Annotated in this window: 12 protein-coding genes and 1 pseudogene; 9 read left to right on the top strand and 4 right to left on the bottom strand. The window is 67.0% G+C overall.

The annotated features are described in order from the left end of the window. Positions 1–103: 103 nt before the first annotated feature. The 6 genes from treS to treY all read left to right on the top strand — a co-directional run bounded on the left by treS (position 104) and on the right by treY (position 14,997). On the top strand, positions 104–3,436 hold the full coding sequence (gene treS, locus BHE01S_RS28435) for a maltose alpha-D-glucosyltransferase (RefSeq protein WP_407669565.1): 3,333 nt from the start codon (positions 104–106) through the stop codon (positions 3,434–3,436). Beyond that, positions 3,429–5,645: a 1,4-alpha-glucan branching protein GlgB gene (glgB, locus tag BHE01S_RS28430; protein ID WP_042269819.1), complete on the top strand. Its 2,217-nt coding sequence runs from the start codon at positions 3,429–3,431 to the stop codon at positions 5,643–5,645. The genes treS and glgB overlap by 8 nt, the downstream gene beginning before the upstream one ends. Positions 5,646–5,723: 78 nt before the next feature. After that, complete coding sequence (glgX, locus tag BHE01S_RS28425) at positions 5,724–7,943, top strand: glycogen debranching protein GlgX (RefSeq protein ID WP_084069328.1); 2,220 nt, start codon at positions 5,724–5,726, stop codon at positions 7,941–7,943. Positions 7,944–7,970: 27 nt separating this feature from the next. Further along, positions 7,971–9,872: a malto-oligosyltrehalose trehalohydrolase gene (gene treZ, locus BHE01S_RS28420; RefSeq protein ID WP_042269817.1), complete on the top strand. Its 1,902-nt coding sequence runs from the start codon at positions 7,971–7,973 to the stop codon at positions 9,870–9,872. Beyond that, positions 9,869–12,112: a 4-alpha-glucanotransferase gene (malQ, locus tag BHE01S_RS28415; protein ID WP_042269815.1), complete on the top strand. Its 2,244-nt coding sequence runs from the start codon at positions 9,869–9,871 to the stop codon at positions 12,110–12,112. The genes treZ and malQ overlap by 4 nt, the downstream gene beginning before the upstream one ends. After that, a complete protein-coding gene (gene treY / locus BHE01S_RS28410; RefSeq protein ID WP_042269814.1) occupies positions 12,109–14,997 on the top strand; it encodes a malto-oligosyltrehalose synthase in 2,889 nt (962 codons plus the stop codon). Before malQ ends, treY begins: the two co-directional genes overlap by 4 nt. Positions 14,998–15,003: 6 nt before the next feature. On the opposite strand, the gene BHE01S_RS28405 is transcribed toward treY, so the two are convergent. Together BHE01S_RS28405 and BHE01S_RS28400 are read right to left on the bottom strand one after the other, a co-directional pair. Continuing rightward, the gene (locus tag BHE01S_RS28405) at positions 15,004–16,428 is read right to left on the bottom strand and encodes a hemolysin family protein (protein WP_042269812.1); all 1,425 of its coding nucleotides are present in this window, start codon (positions 16,426–16,428) and stop codon (positions 15,004–15,006) included. A gap of 125 nt (positions 16,429–16,553) precedes the next feature. Then, the gene (locus BHE01S_RS28400) at positions 16,554–17,312 is read right to left on the bottom strand and encodes a sensor histidine kinase (protein WP_042269810.1); all 759 of its coding nucleotides are present in this window, start codon (positions 17,310–17,312) and stop codon (positions 16,554–16,556) included. A gap of 155 nt (positions 17,313–17,467) precedes the next feature. Here BHE01S_RS28400 and BHE01S_RS28395 point away from each other — a divergent pair, with 155 nt between their 5' ends. Next, positions 17,468–17,809 (top strand): FKBP-type peptidyl-prolyl cis-trans isomerase, encoded by a 342-nt coding sequence (locus BHE01S_RS28395; RefSeq protein ID WP_042269808.1) that lies wholly within the window; start codon positions 17,468–17,470, stop codon positions 17,807–17,809. Between the two features lie 54 nt (positions 17,810–17,863). Further along, positions 17,864–18,667 carry an AraC family transcriptional regulator gene (locus BHE01S_RS28390; RefSeq protein ID WP_042269806.1) on the top strand — a complete coding sequence of 268 codons (804 nt, stop codon included), beginning with the start codon at positions 17,864–17,866 and terminating at the stop codon, positions 18,665–18,667. 23 nt (positions 18,668–18,690) lie between these two features. Here the strand turns inward: BHE01S_RS28390 and BHE01S_RS28385 are convergent, their stop codons facing one another. Together BHE01S_RS28385 and BHE01S_RS37200 are read right to left on the bottom strand one after the other, a co-directional pair. Next, positions 18,691–19,566 carry an MOSC domain-containing protein gene (locus tag BHE01S_RS28385; protein WP_042269803.1) on the bottom strand — a complete coding sequence of 292 codons (876 nt, stop codon included), beginning with the start codon at positions 19,564–19,566 and terminating at the stop codon, positions 18,691–18,693. Between the two features lie 86 nt (positions 19,567–19,652). Further along, positions 19,653–19,928: pseudogene (locus BHE01S_RS37200) on the bottom strand (PLP-dependent transferase); the annotation flags it as partial. A 472-nt stretch (positions 19,929–20,400) separates the two neighbouring features. On the opposite strand from BHE01S_RS37200, the gene BHE01S_RS28380 reads away from it, so the two are divergent. Then, positions 20,401–21,924, top strand: a 1,524-nt coding sequence (locus tag BHE01S_RS28380) for a lipase/acyltransferase domain-containing protein (protein WP_042269802.1), incomplete at its 3' end; no start/stop codon positions are given.

Here is a 21,924-nt window from a genome sequence, read left to right as displayed (position 1 = left end):
GCACGAGCCTGTGGCAACGAACGTGCAGACCGTCACGCGAGACTCGACCGCACACGATCCGCACCACGAGGAACGCGGCACGCAAAGGCGCGGCAAGCCGTCGATGCTTTCCGACGACCCGCTCTGGTACAAGGACGCGATCATCTACCAGGTGCACGTGAAATCGTTCTTCGATTCGAACAACGATGGCGTGGGCGACTTCCCGGGCCTGCTCGCCAAGCTCGACTACATTGCCGGCCTCGGGGTCACCGCGATCTGGCTGCTGCCGTTCTACCCCTCGCCGCGCCGCGACGACGGCTACGACATTGCCGACTATCGCAACGTGCACCCCGACTACGGCCAGCTCGCCGACGTGCGCCGCTTCATCCAGGAAGCGCACGCGCGCGGCATGCGCGTGATCACCGAACTGGTCATCAACCATACCTCGGACCAGCACCCGTGGTTCCAGCGCGCGCGCCGCGCCAAGCCCGGCTCGAATCATCGCAACTACTACGTGTGGTCCGACACGGACCAGAAGTACCTGGGCACGCGCATCATCTTCATCGACACGGAGCCGTCCAACTGGACGCACGACCCCGTGGCGGGCGCGTACTACTGGCACCGGTTCTATTCGCACCAGCCCGACCTGAACTTCGACAATCCGGCCGTGCTGCGCGAAGTGCTGCAGGTCATGCGCTTCTGGCTCGACATGGGCATCGACGGGCTGCGTCTGGACGCCGTGCCCTATCTCGTGGAGCGTGAAGGCACCAACAACGAAAACCTGCCCGAAACGCACGGCATTCTCAAGCGGATCCGTGCGGCCATCGACGAGCACTACCCGAACCGCATGCTGCTGGCCGAAGCGAACCAGTGGCCGGAGGATGTGCAGGAGTACTTCGGCAACGAAGACGAATGCCACATGGCATTCCACTTCCCGCTCATGCCGCGCCTCTACATGGCGATTGCGAGCGAGGACCGCTTCCCGATTCTCGACATCATGAAGCAGACGCCCGACTTGCTGCCGAGCTGCCAGTGGGCGATCTTCCTGCGCAATCACGACGAACTCACGCTCGAAATGGTGACGGACTCCGAGCGCGATTACCTCTGGAACACCTACGCGAGCGACCGGCGCGCGCGCCTGAACCTCGGCATTCGCCGGCGTCTCGCGCCGCTCATGGAACGCGACCGCCGCCGCATCGAACTCATCAACTCGCTGCTGCTCTCCATGCCCGGCACGCCCGTGATCTATTACGGCGACGAACTCGGCATGGGCGACAACATTCACCTGGGCGACCGCGACGGCGTGCGCACGCCGATGCAGTGGTCCTCGGACCGCAATGGCGGCTTCTCGCGTGCCGACCCCGAACAGCTCGTCCTGCCGCCGCTCATGGGCTCGCTCTACGGCTACGACGCCATCAACGTCGAAGCGCAAAGCCGCGATCCGCATTCACTGCTCAACTGGACGCGCCGCATGCTCGCCACGCGCCGCGCAAGGCAGGCGTTCGGGCGCGGCACGATCCGCTTTTTGCGGCCCGCCAACCGCAAGATCCTCGCGTACCTGCGCGAAATGCCCGGCGAGGCGCCGATCCTGTGCGTGGCGAACCTGTCGCGCGCGCCGCAGGCGGTGGAACTCGATCTTTCGGAGTTCGCGGGCATGTCCCCCGTCGAAATGACGGCCGACTCCGTGTTTCCGGCCGTCGGGCAGTTGCCTTATCTGCTGACTTTCCCGCCCTACGGCTTCCTGTGGTTCCTCCTGAGCGCGGGCGATCAGCGACCCTCGTGGAGCCAGCCGACCTCGGAGCAATTGCCCGAGTTCGTGACCGTGGTGATCCGCGAAGGGCAAACCGGGGCGACGCCCGAAAACGTGCGGCTGCTCGAATCGGAAGTGCTGCCGTCGTGGCTCTCGCGTCGCCGCTGGTTCGCCTCCAAGGACAAGCCGCTGCGCTCGGTACGCCTCGCGGCGCTCACGACGATTTATGGCGCAGGCTTCGCGTTCACGGAGATCGAGGCCGAGCTTGCGGATGGCACGAGCGAGCGATACGTCCTCCCGATCGCCATTACGTGGGGCACCGAAATCACCACGCCGCTGCACATTCAGCTCGCACTCTCGCGCGTGCGGCGCGGCCGCACGGTGGGTTATCTCACGGATGCGTTCTCGCTGCCGTGGTTCGCCTACGGCGTGCTGCGCAAGCTGCGCGAGCACGCCTCGGTGCCCACCGTGCAACAGAGCACGATCCGTTTCGAGCCGACGGAGCGCCTCGACGAACTCGACCTCGGCGATACGCCGGAAGTGCGCTGGCTCGCGGCTGAGCAGAGCAACAGCTCGCTCGTGATCGCGGAAACCCTCGTGCTCAAGATCGTGCGCCGCCTGATGGCGGGCGTGCATCCCGAAGCGGAAATGAGCCGCTACCTCACGAAGCTCGGCTACGCAAACACCGCGCCGCTCTACGGCGAAGTCGTGCGCGTCGATCCGGCGGGCGTGCCGCATACGCTCATCATCGTGCAGGGTTTCATCGACAACCAGGGCAACGCGTGGGACTGGGCGCTCGACTATCTGCGCCGCACGATCGACGAACTCGCGCTCGCCGTGGACGACGACACGAGCGTCGACCAGGCGCACGAGGAGGAAGCCGTGCAGGGTTATTGCGCGGTGATCGGCGCCATCGGCAAGCGGCTGGGCGAACTGCACGCGATGCTCTCCAGACCCAGCGACGACGAAGCCTTCGCGCCCGTTGCCGCCACACCCGGCGACGTGCGCGGCTGGATCGCCGACACGAAGGCCATGCTCAACGAAGCGCTCGACATCGTCGCGAAGCACACGGGCGAAGACGAGCAAACGCTCGACGAAGACGCACGCGACCTCGCGCGCAGCCTGATCGACCGGCGCAAGGCGCTCGTCGCGAAGATCGACGAACTCGTGCCCGACGACACCAAGGCCGCCCGCATCCGCATACACGGCGATTTCCACCTTGGCCAGGTCCTGCTCTCCCAGGGCGACGCGTATTTGATCGACTTCGAAGGCGAGCCCGCGCGAGCGCTCGAATACCGGCGCGCCAAGGCCTCGCCGCTGCGCGACGTGGCCGGCCTGCTGCGCTCGCTCTCGTATGCGGGCGCCGCCGCGCAATCGACGCTCGAAAACGCGCCGCAGCAAGTCGTCGATCGCAAGCGTGCCCTGTTCGAGCGCTTCCGCGGCTACGCGGCCGAAGCGTTCCTGAGCCAGTACCGTGCAGCCGTGGCCGAAGGACCTCTCACGCTCGTCGGCGCTTCGCACGAGCAGGCGCTGCTCGACCTGTTCCTGATCGAGAAGGCGGCTTACGAGATCCGCTACGAGGCGGCCAACCGCCCCACGTGGCTGGCGCTGCCGATACGCGGACTCGCGGCGCTGGCGGCGCGCGTGCTCGGACTCACGCCGACGCAGTCCACGCAAGCGCATTCCGGCGGAGGCGGCCATGGTTGAGCGCGTGCCCGAAGCCGGCCTGAATCCCTACGACGCCGACGCACTCGCCGGCGCATACCACTGCGATCCGTTCTCCGTGCTCGGGCTGCACTGGGTGGACGGCGCCCCCTACGTGCGCGCCTGGCTGCCCAACGCCTCGGGCGCAAGCGTCGTGGCGCGCGACCGCGCCCACACGCTCGGCGAACTTTCGCTCGTGCATCCCGCAGGCCTCTATGCAGGACCGCTCGCGGAAGCGGTGCCCTACCGGCTCGTGATCGACTGGCATAACGTGAGCCAGGAAATCGAGGATACCTATTCATTCGGCCCGCAGCTTTCGCACGAAGCGCTGGTGCGTCTCGCAGACGGCGACCCCTACGCGGTGCTCGAATGCCTCGGCGCGCGGCCCTTGACGTGCGACGGCGTACCCGGCGTGCGCTTCGCCGTCTGGGCGCCGAATGCGAAGCGCGTCTCCGTGGTGGGCGACTTCAACGCGTGGGACGGGCGGCGTCACCCCATGCGGCTGCGCCACGAAGCGGGCGTCTGGGAGCTTTTCATTCCGCGTGTGGCGCCCGGCGCGCGCTACAAGTACGAGATACTCGGCGCGCGCGGCGCGGTCCTGCCGCTCAAGGCCGACCCCTGCGCGCTGCAGACGGAATGCCCGCCGGGCACGGCCTCGATCGTCGCGCCCGTCGAGGCCATCGATCACTACGCATGGCGCGATCAGGAATGGCTGCAAACGCGCGCCGAACGGCAGAACGCGCGCGCGGCCATGACGGTCTACGAGGTCCATGCGCCTTCGTGGCTGCCCACGCAAGGCGCCGATGCCCCCGCGCCCGACTGGGGTACGCTTGCCGAGCGCCTGATCCCCTACGCGCAGGGCATGGGCTTCACGCACATCGAATTGCTGCCCGTGGCGGAACACCCGTTTGGCGGCTCATGGGGCTATCAGCCGCTCTCGCAGTTCGCCCCCACCGCGCGTCTCGGCGCGCCGGCGGACTTCGCGGCGTTCGTCGATCGCGCGCACGCAGCGGGGCTTGGCGTGATTCTCGACTGGGTGCCCGCGCATTTTCCGAACGACGCGCACGGTCTCATCGATTTCGACGGCACCGCGCTCTACGAACATGCCGATCCGCGCGAGGGCTATCACCCAGACTGGAACACGATGATCTACAACCTGGGACGCCGCGAGGTGAGCGCGTTCCTCGTCGCGTCGGGCCTTGCGTGGCTCATGCGCTATCACGTGGACGGGCTGCGCGTGGACGCGGTCGCCTCGATGCTCTACCGCGACTATTCGCGCGCGCCAGGCGAGTGGGTGCCCAACATCTATGGCGGCCGCGAAAATCTCGAATCGATTGCGTTTCTCAAGCGCCTCAATCACGAAACGCAGTACGTTCCGCAACGTCCCGGCGTCATCACCATCGCCGAGGAATCCACAGCATGGCCAGGCGTCACGGCCCGCCCCGAGGATGGCGGCCTCGGCTTCCAGTTCAAGTGGAACATGGGCTGGATGCACGACACGCTGCACTACATGCACGAAGACCCCGTTTATCGCCGCTATCACCATCACCTGATGACGTTCGCGATGGTCTACGCGTGGTCCGAACGTTTCGTGCTGCCGCTGTCGCACGACGAAGTGGTGCACGGCAAGGGGTCGCTGCTGGGCAAGATGCCGGGCGACCGCTGGCAGAAGTTCGCGAACCTGCGCGCGTATTTCGGCTTCATGTGGGCGCATCCCGGCAAGAAGCTGCTGTTCATGGGCGGCGAGTTCGGGCAGATGGCCGAATTCGATCACGACGGCACGCCCCACTGGAACCTGCTCGACGACCCGCTGCACCGCGGCGTGCAAACACTCGTGCGCGACCTCAACCGTCTCTACGCGAGCGAGCCCGCGCTCTACACGCTCGACTCGGAACCCGGCGGCTTCGAATGGCTGGTTGCCGACGACAACGAAAACAGCGTGCTCGCATGGCGCCGCGTGGACGGCTCGGGCCGCGAGATCGTGGTGATCTGCAACTTCACGCCGGTGCCGCGCCACGGCTACCGCATCGGCATGCCGCAGCCGGGACAGTGGGAAGAAGCGCTCAACACCGACGCCGAAGTGTACGGCGGCTCGAACATGGGCAACGGGGGCCTCGTCACCACGGAGAGCGTGGTGAGCCACGGCAAGCCGCAGTCGGCCGCCTTCGTCCTGCCGCCGCTCGGCACGCTGATCCTGCGCCTGCGCCGATAGCGAGACACGGCGTGGCGCAGCGGCGCGATTTGATCAGGAACCCGATGCAAAACGAAGAACAACAGATGGAGCATCGTCATGGCGAACGGTCCGCCTGAGCGCCTGCTGCCAGGCTCCCCCTGGCCGCTCGGGGCGACGTGGGACGGCCTCGGCACCAACTTCGCCGTATTCTCGGCCCACGCATGGCGCATCGAGCTGTGCCTCTTCGATCCCACCGGGCGCAAGGAACGCATTCGCTATACCTTGCCCGAATGCACCGACGAGGTGTGGCACGGCTATCTGCCGGGCGCGCATCCCGGCACCGTCTATGGCCTGCGCGCACATGGGCCCTATCAGCCGCATCTGGGGCACCGCTTCAATTCGCACAAGCTGCTGCTGGACCCCTACGCGAAGCAGCTCATCGGCCAGTTCCGCTGGTCGGACACGCTCTATGGCTATCGCGCGCATTCGAACCGCGTGGACCTTTCGATCGACCGGCGCGATTCCGCACCGGCCATGCCCAAGTGCGTGGTCGTGAACGACAACTTCGACTGGTCGCACGACCGGCGGCCCAATACGCCGTGGGGCGACACCGTCATCTACGAGGCGCACCTGCGCGGGCTTTCGATGCAGCGTCACGAGTTGCGCACGCACATACGGGGCACCTTCGCGGGGCTGGCCGCGCCGCGTTTCATCGAGCATCTGCACAAGCTCGGTGTCACTGCCATCGAGATCCTGCCGGTCCACGCGTTTCTCTCCGAGCGCTTTCTGATCGAACGAGGACTGCGCAACTACTGGGGCTACAACGCTGCCGCGTTCTTCGCGCCAGAGCCGGGCTACCTCGTGGGCTACGAAACCGACGAAATGCGCATTGCCGTGCGGCAGCTTCATGCGGCGGGTATCGAAGTCTTTCTCGACGTGGTCTACAACCACACCTGCGAAGGCGGCGAAATGGGCCCCACCGTCTCGTGGCGCGGCCTCGACAACGCCAGCTATTACCGCTGCGTGCCTGGCGACGAGCGCCACTTCATCAACGACACGGGCTGCGGCAACACGCTCGACCTTTCGCATCCGCGCGTACTGCAGATGGTCGCCGACTCGCTGCGCCACTGGACCACGTCATATGGCATCGACGGTTTCCGCTTCGACCTTGGCGTGACGCTCGGGCGCGAGCCCGCGGGCTTCGACCCGAACGGCGGCTTCTTCGACGTGCTGCGCCAGGACCCCGTGCTTTCGCAATGCAAGCTGATTTCCGAGCCGTGGGACGTGGGCCCGGGCGGCTATCAGCTAGGCAACCACCCGCCCGGCTTTTCCGAATGGAACGATCGCTTTCGCGACAGCGTGCGGCGCTACTGGCGCGGCGCACCGGGCCAGCGCGCCGACCTCGCGGCACGCCTGACCGGCAGCGCGGACCTGTTCGACAAGCGCAGGCGCCGGCCTTGGGCGTCGATCAATTTCATCACCTCGCACGACGGCTTCACGCTCGCCGACCTCGTTTCGTACGAGCGCAAGCATAACGAGGCGAACGGCGAAGAGAACCGCGACGGCCACAACGAAAACTGGAGCGCGAACTGGGGCGTGGAAGGCCCCACCGACGACCCGGCCATCCTGGCCACGCGCGCGCGCGTCGCCCGCTCGATGATGGCCACGCTCCTGATCGCGCTCGGCACGCCCATGCTGCTCGCGGGCGACGAGGCCTGCCGCACGCAGCGCGGCAACAACAACGCGTACTGCCAGGACAACGACATTTCGTGGTTCGACTGGGCGCTCGCCGAAACGCCTCAGGGCAAGGCGATGACGCGCTTCGCCGCACGCGTGATCGCGCTGCGCCGCGACCATCCGCTGCTGCGCGAAACGCGCTTTCTGTTCGGCGAGCGCGAACTGATGCCCGGCGTGCACGATATCGACTGGTTCGACGAACGCGGCGAGCCGCTCTCGCCCGAGGCCTGGCACGATCCGGAGGCGAGCGCGTTCACCATGCGGCGCGCGGGAGCGGGACTCCAAGGCCAAATGGAAGTATTGTTGATGATGCTGAACGCCTCGCAGGGCGCGGTGACGTTCGTCGCGCCGGCGCCACGCATGGCATGGGAGGTGCTGCTCGATACCGCGCGGCCCGACGCGGCGCCCTACGCGCGGCCCGACACGACGTACGAGCTGGCGGCGCGCGCGCTCGCCGTGCTCCGTGCCAGCCCGGCGCGTGCCGACACGCACCGGCCAGAGGGCGCGCGCGGCGATGCGCCGACGCCGGACCCGCGCCGCACGCCCGGCGCGTCCGGGACGGGCGCCCCGGCGGGCCCGGACGAAGCCGCTGCTGAATGAGTCAAGGAAGCAAATCAGGAATCCACCATGTCCCCGCTTTCGCACGATCCGCACACCCGCCGGTACATGCATTGCCTGCCGTTCGGCGCGCAACTGATCGGCGCGGCGCACGCACAGCCGCATACGCGCTTTCGCTTCTGGGCGCCGTCGTGTCAATCGGCGCAGGTCGTATTCGAGAACGTGAGAGACGCGCCGCCGCTCGACATGACGCCGAGCGGCAACGGCTGGTTCGAGGCGCAGGCGCCGTGCGGGCCAGGCACGCTGTACCGCTACTGCATCGACGGCCGGCAACGTGTACCCGACCCCGCATCGCGCTTCCAGCCGCAGGGCGTGCACGGGCCGAGCGAAGTGCTCGACCCGCGCGAGTACGCCTGGCAGCATGCGCACTGGCAAGGACGCCCCTGGGAAGAGACGGTGATCTACGAGTTGCACGTGGGCGCGCTGGGCGGATATCAAGGTGTAATGAAACGTCTGCCCGCGCTCGCGGCGCTTGGCGTGACGGCGGTCGAACTCATGCCGCTCAACGACTATCCGGGCGAGCGCGGCTGGGGCTACGACGTCGTGCTGCCCTACGCGCCGCACGCGGCCTATGGCAGTCCTGACGAACTGAAAACGCTCGTCGATACGGCACATGGGCTGGGGCTGCAGATGTTCATCGACGTCGTGTACAACCACTTCGGCCCCGACGGGAACTGGCTTGGCCTCTACGCCAAGCCGTTCTTCCGCCAGGACGCGAAGACGCCGTGGGGCGAAGCACTCGACTTCGACCGTTTCGAAGTGCGCGACTTCTACTGCGACAACGCGCTCTACTGGCTCACGGAATATCGCTTCGACGGTCTGCGCATCGACGCTGCGCACGCGATCGGCAACACCGACTGGCTGCGCGAGCTGGCCGACCACGTGAGGGCACGGGTCGAGCCCGGCCGGCACGTGCACCTCGTGCTCGAAAACGAGCACAACGAGGCCAGGCTGCTCGAATCGCACTTCAGCGCCCAATGGAACGACGACGCGCATCACTGCTTTCACGTGCTGCTGACGGGCGAATCGGAAGGCTACTATCGCGCCTTCAAGGATTCCCCCACCGGCAAACTCGCGCGCGTGCTCGGCGAAGGCTTCGTGTACCAGGGCGACCCGTCGCCCGTACATGCGGGCAAGCCGCGCGGCGAACCGAGCGCGCACCTGCCGCCCACCGCGTTCGTGATGTTCTTGCAGAACCACGACCAGATCGGCAACCGCGCGTTCGGCGACCGGCTGCGCGCGCTGGCCGACGACGACGCCCTGCGCGCCGCCACGGCGATGCTGCTGCTTTCGCCGCAAATTCCGCTGCTCTTCATGGAGGAGGAATACGGCTCGACACAGCCGTTCCAGTTCTTCACGGCCTTCACGGGTCAGCTCGCCGATGCGGTGCGCGAAGGCCGCCGCCGCGAATTCAAGGCGTTCGCCGCGTTCAACGACGAAGCGAGCCGCGCGCGCATTCCCGATCCGAACGATCTGCAGACCTTCCTGAATTCGTCGCCGCTGACCGACGCGCCGCTCGACGGCGAACGGCTCGAATGGATGCACTTCTATCAGTCGGCGCTATGCGTGCGCGCGCATTTGCTCATGCCGCGCCTGCGCCATGCGCGTGCGCTCGGTGCGAGCGTGCTCGCCGACGACGCCGCGAACGGCCTCGCCGCGCTCGTCGCGCGCTGGCGCCTCGACGATGGCGAAACGCTCACCATCGCGCTGAACCTGGGCCGAGACGGGGTGCCGCTCAGTCCGCGGCCCGAGGGCATGGTGATCTTCGAAACGCCGCCGCGTGCGCGCGACCAGGCCGACCATGGCGTGCTGCCCGAGAGCGCGTGCATTGCATGGCTCACCGGCAACGTGCCCGAGTATTCGAGCGGGCACGACGCGCGCGTCGTGCATCGCGAGGAGCCCAACGCATGAGCACCGCGCGCCGCAGCGAAACGCTCGCGACCCTGGCCGCCCGCGCGGGCTTCGAGGTCGAATGGACCGACGCGCACGGCGCCGTGCAGCGCGTGCCCGACAGCACGCTCGCCGCCCTGCTGGAATGCGCGGGCCTGCCTTGCGCCAATGCCACGCAAATCCGCCAGAGCACCTCCGCGCTCAACGCCGAACAGTCGACGCGGCGACTGCCGCCGCTCATCACCGCCGAATACGACAACGCGATCGAGCTGCCGCCTTCGGCGGTACGCGCGGGCAGCCACTATCGTATCGACCTCGAAAGCGGCGAGCATATCGAGGGCCGCTTCACCTCGCCGCGCGGCGAGAGCGCGTTGCTCGCGCCGCTCGCGGAGCCGGGCTACCACACGCTCACCGTCAACGACCATCGCCTGACGATCGCGGTCGCGCCACCGCACTGCCATACCGTCGCCGACGCCTGGCGCGCACGTCACGGTGACAGCGGGACGGTGCCGCCGCTGTGGGGCCTCGCCGCACAATTGTATGGACTCCGGCGCAATGGCGGCGGCGGCATCGGCGACTACACCGCGCTCGCCGCGCTGGCGAGCGAAAGCGCACGGCGCGGCGCGCAGGCGCTCGCGGTGAGCCCGACCCATGCGATGTTCAGCGCCGAGCCGGGCCACTTCAGCCCCTATTCGCCTTCGTCGCGCCTGTGGGTCAATGTCGCGCATATCGATCCCGCCGCGGAATTCGGCGCCAGGGCCGCGCACGACGCGAGCGTGGCCGCGAATGCGCTCGACGCCTGGCGCGAACTCGAGGCCGCGCCGCTCGTGGACTGGCAGCGTGCGTTGCCGCTCAAGCTGAAGGTGCTGCGCGCGCTGTACGAGCGCTTCGACGCCGAAGAGCGCGTGAGCGGCTCGCCGCGTGCCGCCGCCTTCGCCGCGTTCTGCGCACAGGGCGGCGAAGCGCTCGAAGACCACGCGCGTTTCGAAGCGCTGCAGGAAGCCATGCTGCATGGCCCCGGCGGCGAGCGCCACTGGCGCGACTGGCCCGAACCGCTGCGCGACCCGCGCAGCGCCGAGGTGGCGACGTTCGCGCAGGAGCACCGGCGCGAAGTCGAGTTTCACTGCTTCCTGCAATGGCTCGCGGCGCAAGGGCTCTCGGGCGCGCAGCGCAGCGCGCGCGAGGCCGGCATGGCGATCGGCCTCGTCGCCGATCTCGCCGTGGGCTGCGACGGCGCCGGCTCGCACGCGTGGTCGCTGCCGCAGGACATGCTGCAGCGCGTTTCGGTCGGCGCGCCGCCCGACATCTTCAACCAGGCCGGGCAAAGCTGGGGGCTCACGACGTTCTCGCCGCGCGCCATGCACAACAACGGCTTCCGCGCGTTCATCGACATGCTGCGCGCCGCCTTCGCCCATGCGGGCGGCGTGCGCATCGACCATATTCTCGGGCTGCGCCGGCTCTGGCTCGTGCCCGAAGGCGAAAGCGCGCGCCATGGCGCGTATCTGCGCTATCCGTTCGACGATCTCGTCCGGCTCATTGCGCTCGAATCGTGGCGGCATCGCGCAATCGTGATTGGCGAAGACCTCGGCACCGTGCCGCCGGGGCTGCGCGAGCGGCTCGCCGCGCATGGCCTGTATGGCATACGCGTGCTGTGGTTCGAGCACGACGGCAAGGGCTTTCTCGCGCCCGCGCGCTGGGACCCGCATGGCGTCGCGACGACCACCACGCACGATCTGCCGACCGTCGCGGGCTGGTGGAGCGGCGCGGACATCGACTGGCGCAGCCGCATCGGCCAGACGCTCCCGCGCGCCGACGGGCGCGACCCCGTCGCGCTCGACCACGCGCGGCGCGCAACAGATCGCGTCGCGCTCTGGCATGCGCTGCAGCACAGCGGGCTCGCGCCGCGCGACACCGATCCGCCGCCCACCGGCGATCCACCCGTGAACGCCGCGCTCGCCTATGTCGCGGCAACGCGCAGCCCGCTCGTCACCTGCCCGCTCGAAGATCTGCTCGCCTTGTCAGACCAGCCGAATCTGCCCGGCTCGATCGACGAGCATCCGAACTGGCGCCGCCGCCTGCCGCTGCCCGTCGAGACGCTGTTCGCCGATCCGGCCGTCGCCGCGCGCGTCGAAGCCGTCGTACGCGCACGCGAAGCCGTCGCGCGCGCGCCGTCCGGCCCGAGCGCCGATAGCGGCGCGAGCGGCGCCCACTCAACCGCCAGCCCGGCGCCAGGTGCGCCCGAAAAGAAGCCGACGCCATGACACACCCTCGCGCGACGCTGCGCCTGCAGCTCCACCACGGCTTCACATTTGTCGATGCGCTCGCGCAGCTCGACTACTTCGCCGCGCTCGGCGTGAGCCATCTCTATCTTTCCCCCGTCACGACCGCGCAGCCCGGCTCGATGCACGGCTACGACACCGTCGACTATGGGACGGTGAGCGCGGAACTGGGCGGCGAAGGCGCGCTGCGCCGCTTCGCCGCGAAAGTGCATGAGCGCGGCATGGGCATCATCGCCGACTTCGTCCCGAATCACATGGGCGTGGGCGGCGGCCACAACGCCTGGTGGCTGGACATCCTCGAATGGGGACGCCACAGCGCGTACGCGCGCCACTTCGACGTGGACTGGCACTCGCCCGACCCCGCCCTGCGCGGCAAGGTGCTGATGCCGTTTCTCGGCGCACAGTACGGCGAAGAACTCGCCGCGGGCCGCATCGAGCTGAAGTTCGACCCGGCCGCCGCGCGCTTTTACGTGCAGTACGGGCCGCACGTGTGCCCGATCTGCCCGACCGATTACGCGGCGCTGCTGCAGTCCGCGAACCGCGCCGATCTCAACACGCTCGCCGGGCCGTTCCAGGGCCTCACGACCCAGCCCGACGATCAGGCGCGCGCCGCCGCCGGGCGCGACGCGCTGCGCGCGTTCGTCGAGCGGGTCGGCACGGACCCCATCGACTTCGTTCTGGAATCCTATGCAAGCGGCGACCCGGTGCCGCGCGAGCGGCTGCACCGCCTGCTGGAGCGCCAGCACTTCCGGCTCGCGTGGTGGCGCACCGCCACCGACGAGATCAACTGGCGGCGCTTCTTCGACATCACCGCGCTCGCCGGCGTGCGCGTGGAACGTCACGACGTGTTCGAGGCCGTGCACAAGCTCGTGTTTCGCCTCTATGCCGACGGCGTGATCGACGGCCTGCGCATCGACCATATCGACGGGCTCGCGGACCCGCGCGAGTACTGCGAACGTCTGCGGCAGCGGCTTGCTTCGCTGCGCGCCACGCCGCCCTTCATTGTGGTCGAGAAGATCCTTGCGCAAGGCGAAACGCTGCGCGACGACTGGCCCGTGCAAGGCACGACCGGCTACGACTTCATGAACGACGTGGGCGCCTTGCTGCACGATCCCGCGGGCGCCGCGCCGCTCGCCGAAGCGTGGGCCGCCATTGCCGGCGACGACCGGCCGTTCGCGGCCTACGCGCTCGACGCGCGCCGCGAGATGCTGGCCGCCTATCTGCCCGCGGAACTCGACCATGTGACGCGCGCGCTGCACCGCATCGCGCGCGAACTCCCGGCTACGCGCGATACCACCTATGCATCGGTGCATCGCGTGGCCGCGCATCTGGCCATGTACTTCCCGATTTATCGGATCTATCCGGTGAACGGCTTGCGCAGCGCGCTCGACAACCGCTATTTCGATGTGGCGCTCGAAGCCGCGCGACAAGCACTGCCGCGCGCGAGCCTCGCGGCGCTCGATCATGTCGACGGCTGGCTAGGCGGCCGTGCTCCCGACCCGGCCGCGCACAATCCCGGTAGCGCCAGCGCCAGCAGCGGCGGCGCCAGGTCTCCGCGCGCCGCGCCGGCCGGCGCGAACGCGGGCGCGCACGCAGGTGCGGGCAGCAACCCGGCGAATACGTCGCTCAGCCATTCGCTCATTGCACAACGCACGGCGCTCGCGCTGTTCTCGCAGCTCACCGCGCCGCTCGCGGCAAAGGCCACGGAAGACACCGCACTCTACCGCTACGGACGCCTGCTCTCGCGTAACGAAGTGGGCGCGGACCCCGACGATTTCGCGCGCACACCCCACGACTTTCATGCGTCGAACCGGCTGCGCCAGCGCCGCCCTTATGGGCTGCTCGCCACGGCCACGCACGACCACAAGCGCGGCGAGGACGTGCGTGCACGGCTCGCCGTACTGAGCGAGATTGCGCCCGACTGGAGCGCCACGCTGCGCGCCTGGTCGACGCTGAACCAGACGCATCGCCGCAACGACGGGACGGCCGGCGCGGCCTGGTCGCCAGGACCCACTGCCGAGGCGATGCTGTATCAAACGCTGGTGGGCTGCTGGCCGCCCGAACTCGACCCGGGCGACGAGGCGGGCGTGCATGCGCTCGCGGAGCGCGTCTCGACGTGGCTGCTCAAGGCGTTGCGCGAAGCAAAGCTGCGCACGAACTGGCTCTCGCCCGACGAGACCTATGAATCGGAGTGCCAGGCATTTCTCTTCGATATCCTCGCGCCGCAACGGCGTGACGGTTTTTTGCAGGCGCTGGCCGAATTCGTCGCGCGCGTGGCACCTGCGGGCGCGCTCAATACGCTGCTGCAAACGGTGCTGCGGCTCACTTCGCCGGGCGTGCCCGATCTTTATCAGGGCACCGAACTATGGGATTTCAGCCTCGTCGATCCGGATAACCGGCGGCCTGTCGATTACGCCGCCCGCGCGGCCGCGCTCGACGATCAGGCGCCCGCCGCGAAACTGAAGGACTGGCGCAACGCACACGTGAAACTGGCCACGGCGTACCGCCTGCTCGCGCTGCGCTCGCGAGCGCCCGAACTGCTGCGCGAAGGCGAGTATCTGCCGCTCACGGTGAGCGGCCCACAGGCCTCCCATGTGATCGCGTTCGCGCGCCATCACGGCAATGCGTGGGCCGTCGTGGTCGGCACCCGTCTCGCAGCAGGGTTGCTGGATGGCGCCACCCCGCTCGTCGCGCCCGAACGATGGGAAGAGACCACGGTCGAACTGCCCAAAGGGTGTGTGCAAGCCACGCTGCACGACTGGCTCAGCGACGCCGCGCACACGGTGCGCGAAGGCGGCACGCTCGCGCTGCGCGAGGTCCTCGGCGCAATGCCCGTAGCGGTGCTCGCCACACTCGCGCGCAGCTAGGGCGGTTCAGCCTCCTTCATCCTCGAGATCTTTGGGATACACGCGCACGAGTACGATGCGCGGCCCCTTCATCTTCTTCACGACGATGTCGAAGCGGTCGAACGCCACACGCTGCCCTTCGGTGGGCAGATCGTTGAGCGCATGAATCACGAGACCGCCCACCGACTCCGCGCGCCCTTCGTCGATGTCGATGCCGAGCGCCTGCTCCAGCGACACCACGGGCAGGCTGCCGCGGCCCATCAGCGTGCCGTCGTCCATGCGGGTCCAGTCGGTGTCGGCCTGGTGAAATTCGTCGTGAATCTGGCCCACGAGCGCGCCCAGCAGATTGTCGAGCGTGAGAAAGCCGACTGGGCGCGCGTTCTTGTGCCCCACCAGCGCGAAATGCGGCGCGCCCTTGCGAAAGCGGCGAAACAGCGCGAGCGCGGGCGTGTCGGGCCGCACGTACTGCACGGGGCGCACGAACTTGCCGAGATCGCTGAGGGCGTTGCCGGCCTCGCGCGCGAGCAGCAGGTCCTTCAGGTGGATGAGCCCCGCCACGCGCTCGCCCGCGGCGTCCTCGAACAGCGGGTAACGGCTGAAACGATGGCGCGCCACGATCTGCATGTTTTCGCGCAGCGACAGGTCACGGCGCAGTCCCACCATCTCGTGCGTGGGCCGCATGAGGTCGGATATCGTGAGGCGCGAGAAGTCGAGCGAATGGGCGAGCGTGTTCCATTCGTCGGCGCTATAGGCGTTCGCGGCCGGCGCGGGGAGCAGCGGCACCGCGCCGTTTGCCCCTTTTGCCCCTTTTGCCCCTTTTGCGCCGCGCGGCTCGTGCATCGCGTCATGCGCCTCGGCCTGGGCGGCGGCGCGGCGGCTGCGCAGGATCAGCTTGAGTTCGTCGGTCGAATAGTGCGTGTCGTGCCCGTGCTCCGACGCAAGGCCGGCGAGACGCAGCACCGCGTTCGCGCTCGTATTGAGCACCCAGATCGCGGGATACATGGTCCAGTAGAAACCGTAGAGGGGCATGGCCGTCCACAGCGAGATCTCCTCGGCCTGGCGGATGGCCAGCGACTTCGGCGCAAGTTCGCCCACCACGATGTGCAGGAACGAAATGACCGTGAACGCGAACACGAGCGAGATGGCATGCACGAGTTCCGCCGATTGCACGCCTAGCAGCGCGAACACCGGCGCCAGCAGCTGCGCGAACGCCGGCTCGCCGATCCAGCCGAGGCCGAGCGAAGCGAGCGTGATGCCGAGCTGGCATGCGGAAAGATAGGCATCGAGCTGGCCGTGCACCTTGGCGAGCAGGCGGCCACGCAAGCCGTGCTGCTGCGCGAGGGTCTGCACGCGCGTGGCGCGCAGTTTGACGAGGCCGAACTCGGCCGCGACAAAGAAACCGTTGAGGGCAACGAGCAGAAACGCCCCGATGAGGGCGAGAAGCTGGATCAAGACAGATGGCTCCGAGGGACGAAGCGCTCAGTATAAGGGTGCAAGGCGCGCGAAAGGTTCGGGCGAACTCAACCCGGGCCGCCGCTCGTGCGGCGGCCGTTCATGGGCGATCCGGCTCGACCCGCTCACGCGCCGTTCAACGGCACATTCAGCACCAGCACCGTTTCCTCGCCCACGAGAGCCGGCGCCTCGAAGCGTCCGCCATGTGCCTCGGCCACACGGTGGCACAGCGCCAGCACCCAGGCGTAGCGCCCCGCTTCCTGCTGCTCGCTCGCCTGGGCGCGCGCGAACGGCTCCAGCACGTGCGCCAGCGCGTCGTCGGTGAGCGCCGCACGCGTGGCGTGCCACTGCACCTCCAGTTGGGCGGCAGTGGCGCTCGCGCTCGCCGCGAGCGCCACGCTGGCTCCCTGAGCACTGGTTTCCGCCGCAAACACCAGCATCAGCCACAGCGCCTGCGCAAGGCGTTCGCGATCGCCGTCGAGCGTGGCCGCGCCTGTCGTGTCCTGCACGGCGAACGTCACGCCGCGCGCATCGCCGAGCGCGGCCCGCGCGTCATCCACGGCCTCGCCGATCAGCGCCGCGATGGCGAACGGTGCGCGCTCGATACGCAGTTTGCGCGTTTCGGCGCGCGTGGTATCGACGAGCGTTTCGAGCAGCCGGACCTGCTGCTCCACGCCCGTGCGAATGCCGGCCACCGCCCGTTGCGCGGAGGCGTCCGCGTTGTCGATCTTGCGTTCGAGCACGTAAGCCCAGCTGTGGATTGCGTTGAGCGGGCTGCGCAGATCGTGCGAGACGCGCGAGAGCACGTGGTCGCGCATGAACAGCGCTGCCTCGGCGCACAGGCGCGCCGTGCGCTCGGTGCGGTTTTGCGAAGTCGACACCATCTGATTCCTCGTATTTCGCCACTGGCCGGGCGAGCGGTCCCCCATTATAGGCAGCGGGTAGAGAGCAAGCGGCGTGCCCGGCAAGCCGCTGCTCGCCCGGCCCGGCAAAGCGCCTACAATAACGGGTCCAACCTATCCGAATCAGGAGTTTTTCCATGTCTATCGTGACCACCGAATCCGGCCTCAAGTACGAGGACCTGACCGAAGGCACCGGCGCCGAAGCCAAGGCCGGCCAGACCGTCAGCGTGCACTACACCGGCTGGCTGACGGACGGCCAGAAGTTCGATTCGAGCAAGGACCGCAACGACCCGTTCGCCTTCGTGCTGGGCGGCGGCATGGTCATCAGGGGCTGGGACGAAGGCGTGCAGGGCATGAAGGTGGGCGGCGTGCGCAAGCTGACGATTCCGCCGCAACTGGGCTACGGCGTGCGCGGCGCGGGCGGCGTGATTCCGCCGAACGCGACGCTCGTGTTCGAAGTCGAGCTGCTCGACGTGTGACGCCCGCTTGACGCTTCACGGCGCTCGCCTTATTTGCAACCGCAACCGGTCAACATGAATCCGCATCACCACGCTCCCGTCACCGCGCCCGGCGTCGAACTGCGCCGCTACGGCGCGATCGAGGAAACCGATCTGCACGATTTTCACCAGATCGTGCTCGGTCTCGACGGCGAGATGGAGATGACCGTGAACGGCCGGGGCGAGCGCATCGACAGTGGGGCCGCATGGCTCATTCCGGCGGGCGCGCGGCACGACTACATGGGCATCGGCGATAACCGCCAGCTCGTGCTCGACCTGCCCGCGGCAACGCTCGCGGTGCCCGAACGGCTTTTCGACACCGCGCGCGCCGTGCGCCTCGACCCCGCGCTCACGCAGCTCGTGAGCCAGATCGCGCAGCGCGCCGCCGCGGCCACGCCGCCTCGCGACGGCGACGAGCTGCGCGCGCGCCGCTTTCACTGGGACGCCTCGGCGCGCCTGTGCGCGGCATTCATCGCACAAACCGGCGTGGCTGCCGGCGCGCAATTCGGCGCGGCTGCCGGGTTGGACTTTGCCCGTATCGACCGCTGGCTGCGCGCGCATCTCGCGCAGCCGCTGCGCATTGCCGATCTCGCTGCGCACTGCGGCTTCGGCATGCGGCGCTTTCATCAGCTTTTTATCGAAGCGTTCGGCGAGACGCCGCATCGCTACCTGCAGCGTCTGCGGCTCGACACAGCACTCACGCTGCTCGCCGACCCGCGCGCCTCGCTCTCCGATATCGCGCTCGAAGTGGGCTTCGGCGACCAGAGCGCGTTCACGCATGCGTTCACGCGCCGCTTTGGGCTCGCGCCCGGCCAGTGGCGCGCGCTGCCTTCGCACTGAGCGCGCCGGCGCGGCTCAATCGCTCAATCGTCGAAGCGGTACTCCCACGCGGCGCGTGCGCCCACCGTCACGTGCTGGCCCGCTCCCGTCACCACCATCGCGTTCTGGCCGAACGTGAGGCCGCCGTCCACGCGCGGATCGGCGCGAAACCCGGCAAGCGTGTCGAGCGGTTCGGTAGGCCATTGCGCGTCGCGCTCGCCCGTTAGCTGATCGATCGTCGTGATCGGGCAGCGCGCGCAGGGCTTCACGAAGCGCAGCACGATCTCTTCGCCGCCTGAAGCGGATTCGATGGCGAGCGTGTCGATGAAGTCTTCCTCGAACGCGTCGCCCACGTCGCCGACGACGATGTTCGGACGAAAGCGCGCCATTGGCACAGACGGCGCGCCCTTCGCCGCGAGACGCTCGTTGAGTTGCGCGAGCGACGCCTCGCTGGTCACGAGAAGCGGAAAGCCGTCGGCGAATTGCGTGGGCGCGTCTTCGCCGTTCGTCCACTGCTTGCTCGCGAGACGCGTCACGTCGTGCGCGAAGCGCAGCAGGCGCACCGGCACGCCAAGCGCCTGCGTGAACCACTGCGCCGCGTGATCGCCTTCGTCGAGCGCCTCGAAATCATCGTCCCAGACCGAAGCCGGCACGCGCGCCTCGCCGCCGCGCGGCGCGAACGGCAGATGGAGCGCTTCGCGCATGCCTTCCATGGTGAGGCGCACGCCATCGTCGACGAACGCGGGCACGATGCGCGCCATGGCGGCGTACTGGCGCTGTGTGACGAAGCGACCGTTTTCGTCGGCGACCATCCAGTGGCGGTCCCACTCGATGCCCTTCAGGCCGAGCTGCGCATCGTCGAGCGCGATCGCGCCGCACGACTTCACCGGATAGACGAACAACGCACGAACAATGGGCATGTCGAACTCACGGGAAATGAAAAGGAAATGGGCCGGGCGGCGCCCGGCCCACGATGATACAACCGTTGCTTAATTGAGCTTACTGCGCCGCATCGAGCCCGCGCGAGATCGTTGCGCACGTCCTGCACGTTTTCGAGGCCAATGGCGAGGCGGATCAGCCCTTCGGCGACGCCGCCCGCCGCGCGCGCTTCAGGTGTAATGCGGCCGTGCGTCGTCGTAGCTGGGTGCGTGACGGTCGTGCGCGCATCGCCGAGATCGCCGGTGATCGAACAGATCTTCGCGCCCTCGATCACGCACCAGGCGTTCGCGCGCTGCTGCTCCGGCCTATCGCCCCTTACCTGGAACGAGACGATTGCGCCTCTTGGACCTGATCTGCGACAAAAAAATGCGAATCAGCCGTGCAAACGGTCGATGCAACATCGAGGCTAAAGAAGAACTTCTGCTTAAATATGGGGGTTCGTACATCCGGATCTCGTCAACGGTATCGAAGACAGCACGCGCGGCAACCGCACAATCAAGTCGGCGGCTTTCAGCCGGCAGGGCCAAGCTCGCTCGCGGGCACCATCAACAACTGGAAGCTTGCACCGTTCGGGGAAGAATTTATCTTGAAGTCGCCCCACAGTGATGAGTTGGTAAGTCATCGAGGTTTTCCATCATTCACGACGACGGCTGTGTGATTCAGTGCATGACTGACGCCGCAGGAAAGACTGACCTTCAGTGCGCGATTTTTTCTGAAGAGCTCCCGCTTCGAATCGATCCGGATACCGAAGCTTGAGCACTGGCTTGCGCCGTCTTATTGCTCCCCCATTGAACAAGACCGGAGTCCAGGAATACATGGCCACTACCGAACGAGTCATTCAACCCACAATTGCGGAAGACGGGTCCCGTCATTATCAGTCAGTGACCTCGCCGCCGGACGACAGCACGGCGGTGTGCTACATGCACCCTGACCGTGTGATTCCTGTCATCGTCGTGCCCGGGGTCATGGGCACGAATCTGGCCGATCTCCGGGACAATCCGGTTTGGCTTGTCGATAGTTCCGCATCGCTCGTGAAGTGGGCGATTAAGGACGCCTCATTCAGAAAAAAAACGCTAAATCCGTCGACCACTCACGTGTTTGGTGGTGGACAGATTCCCACCGGAACGGCGCTATCCGAGACGGAATTGCGGAGCCGTGGGTGGGGCACCGTCTCCAAAATGTTCTATGGCGACTTCCTGGTTTGGCTGGAAAACGCCTTGAACGATTGCAATGCAGCCGCTGATTATGGCCGCAAAGGCTTGCGTGCTCTATTGATGCAGGAAGTCGTTGCACAGAACCTCGCCAAGCTATCGTATGCCGAAGTCTCCCTTTCGTACAAGTATCACCTTCCCGTTCACGCTGTGGGATATAACTGGCTCCAGTCGAATGCCAAATCGGCAGAATGGCTGGGCTATCAGATTGATAAAATTATTTCGTACTACCGGAAAATTGGCTGGTGCGAAAAAGTCATTCTGGTGACTCATTCGATGGGTGGTCTGGTATCCCGGTATTGTGCCGAGGCTATCCCCGGGTACCGGGAGAAGATTCTTGGTATCGTGCATGGCGTGATGCCTGCGACGGGATCCGCAACGGCGTATCGCCGCGTAAAGGCCGGTACCGAACCTGGCGGGAACGTTGTCAGCTATGGGACCAGCCTGATTTTGGGAAATATGTCGAGCAAGGTGATGCCCGTGTTCGCGCAATCTCCGGGCCCACTTCAATTGTTGCCAAGCCCGGAATATGGTCATGGGTGGCTACAGATTAGGGATGGCGGGCGCTTTTTTTCTTTGCCACAAAAAGGCGATCCGTACAGCGAGATATATACGAAACGTGGCGTGTGGTGGGGCCTCGTTGATCAAGGACTGATGGACCCCGACAAGTCAACCGATTCTGAGCAAAACTGGCTGAGCTACACGAAACTCATTACCGAGCAGGTCGCAAGGTTTCATCGGGCGATCAGCGGAAAATACCATCCGCAAACCTTCGCCTTCTGGGGAGACGACAAGGAACATAAAACGTGGGGCGATGTCGTGTGGAAACGCACACAAGCTTCGTTCCTTTTGAACAGTGATACGTACGACGCCCAGAACAAACCGGTCAATACAGACACCCTGATGGGAACAATCGATGTTGTGGCCGGAAGACTTGGTCCAATGGATGTTCACAAGACCTTTGAACTGCAGGCAGCGGGCGAGAATGGCGACGGTACGGTACCTGTCCGGTCAGGCGCGGCGCCAGCCCGCTACGCGCGTGCCGCTGTCGGCTACTCCGGTGTCGATCACGGTGCTGCGTATACCAAACTGCCTCAACAGAAATTTGCACTGTGGGGAGTTGTGAAA

Source organism: Paraburkholderia heleia NBRC 101817, assembly GCF_000739775.1.
Lineage (GTDB): Bacteria > Pseudomonadota > Gammaproteobacteria > Burkholderiales > Burkholderiaceae > Paraburkholderia > Paraburkholderia heleia.
This window is presented reverse-complemented; position numbering and strand designations above follow the sequence as displayed.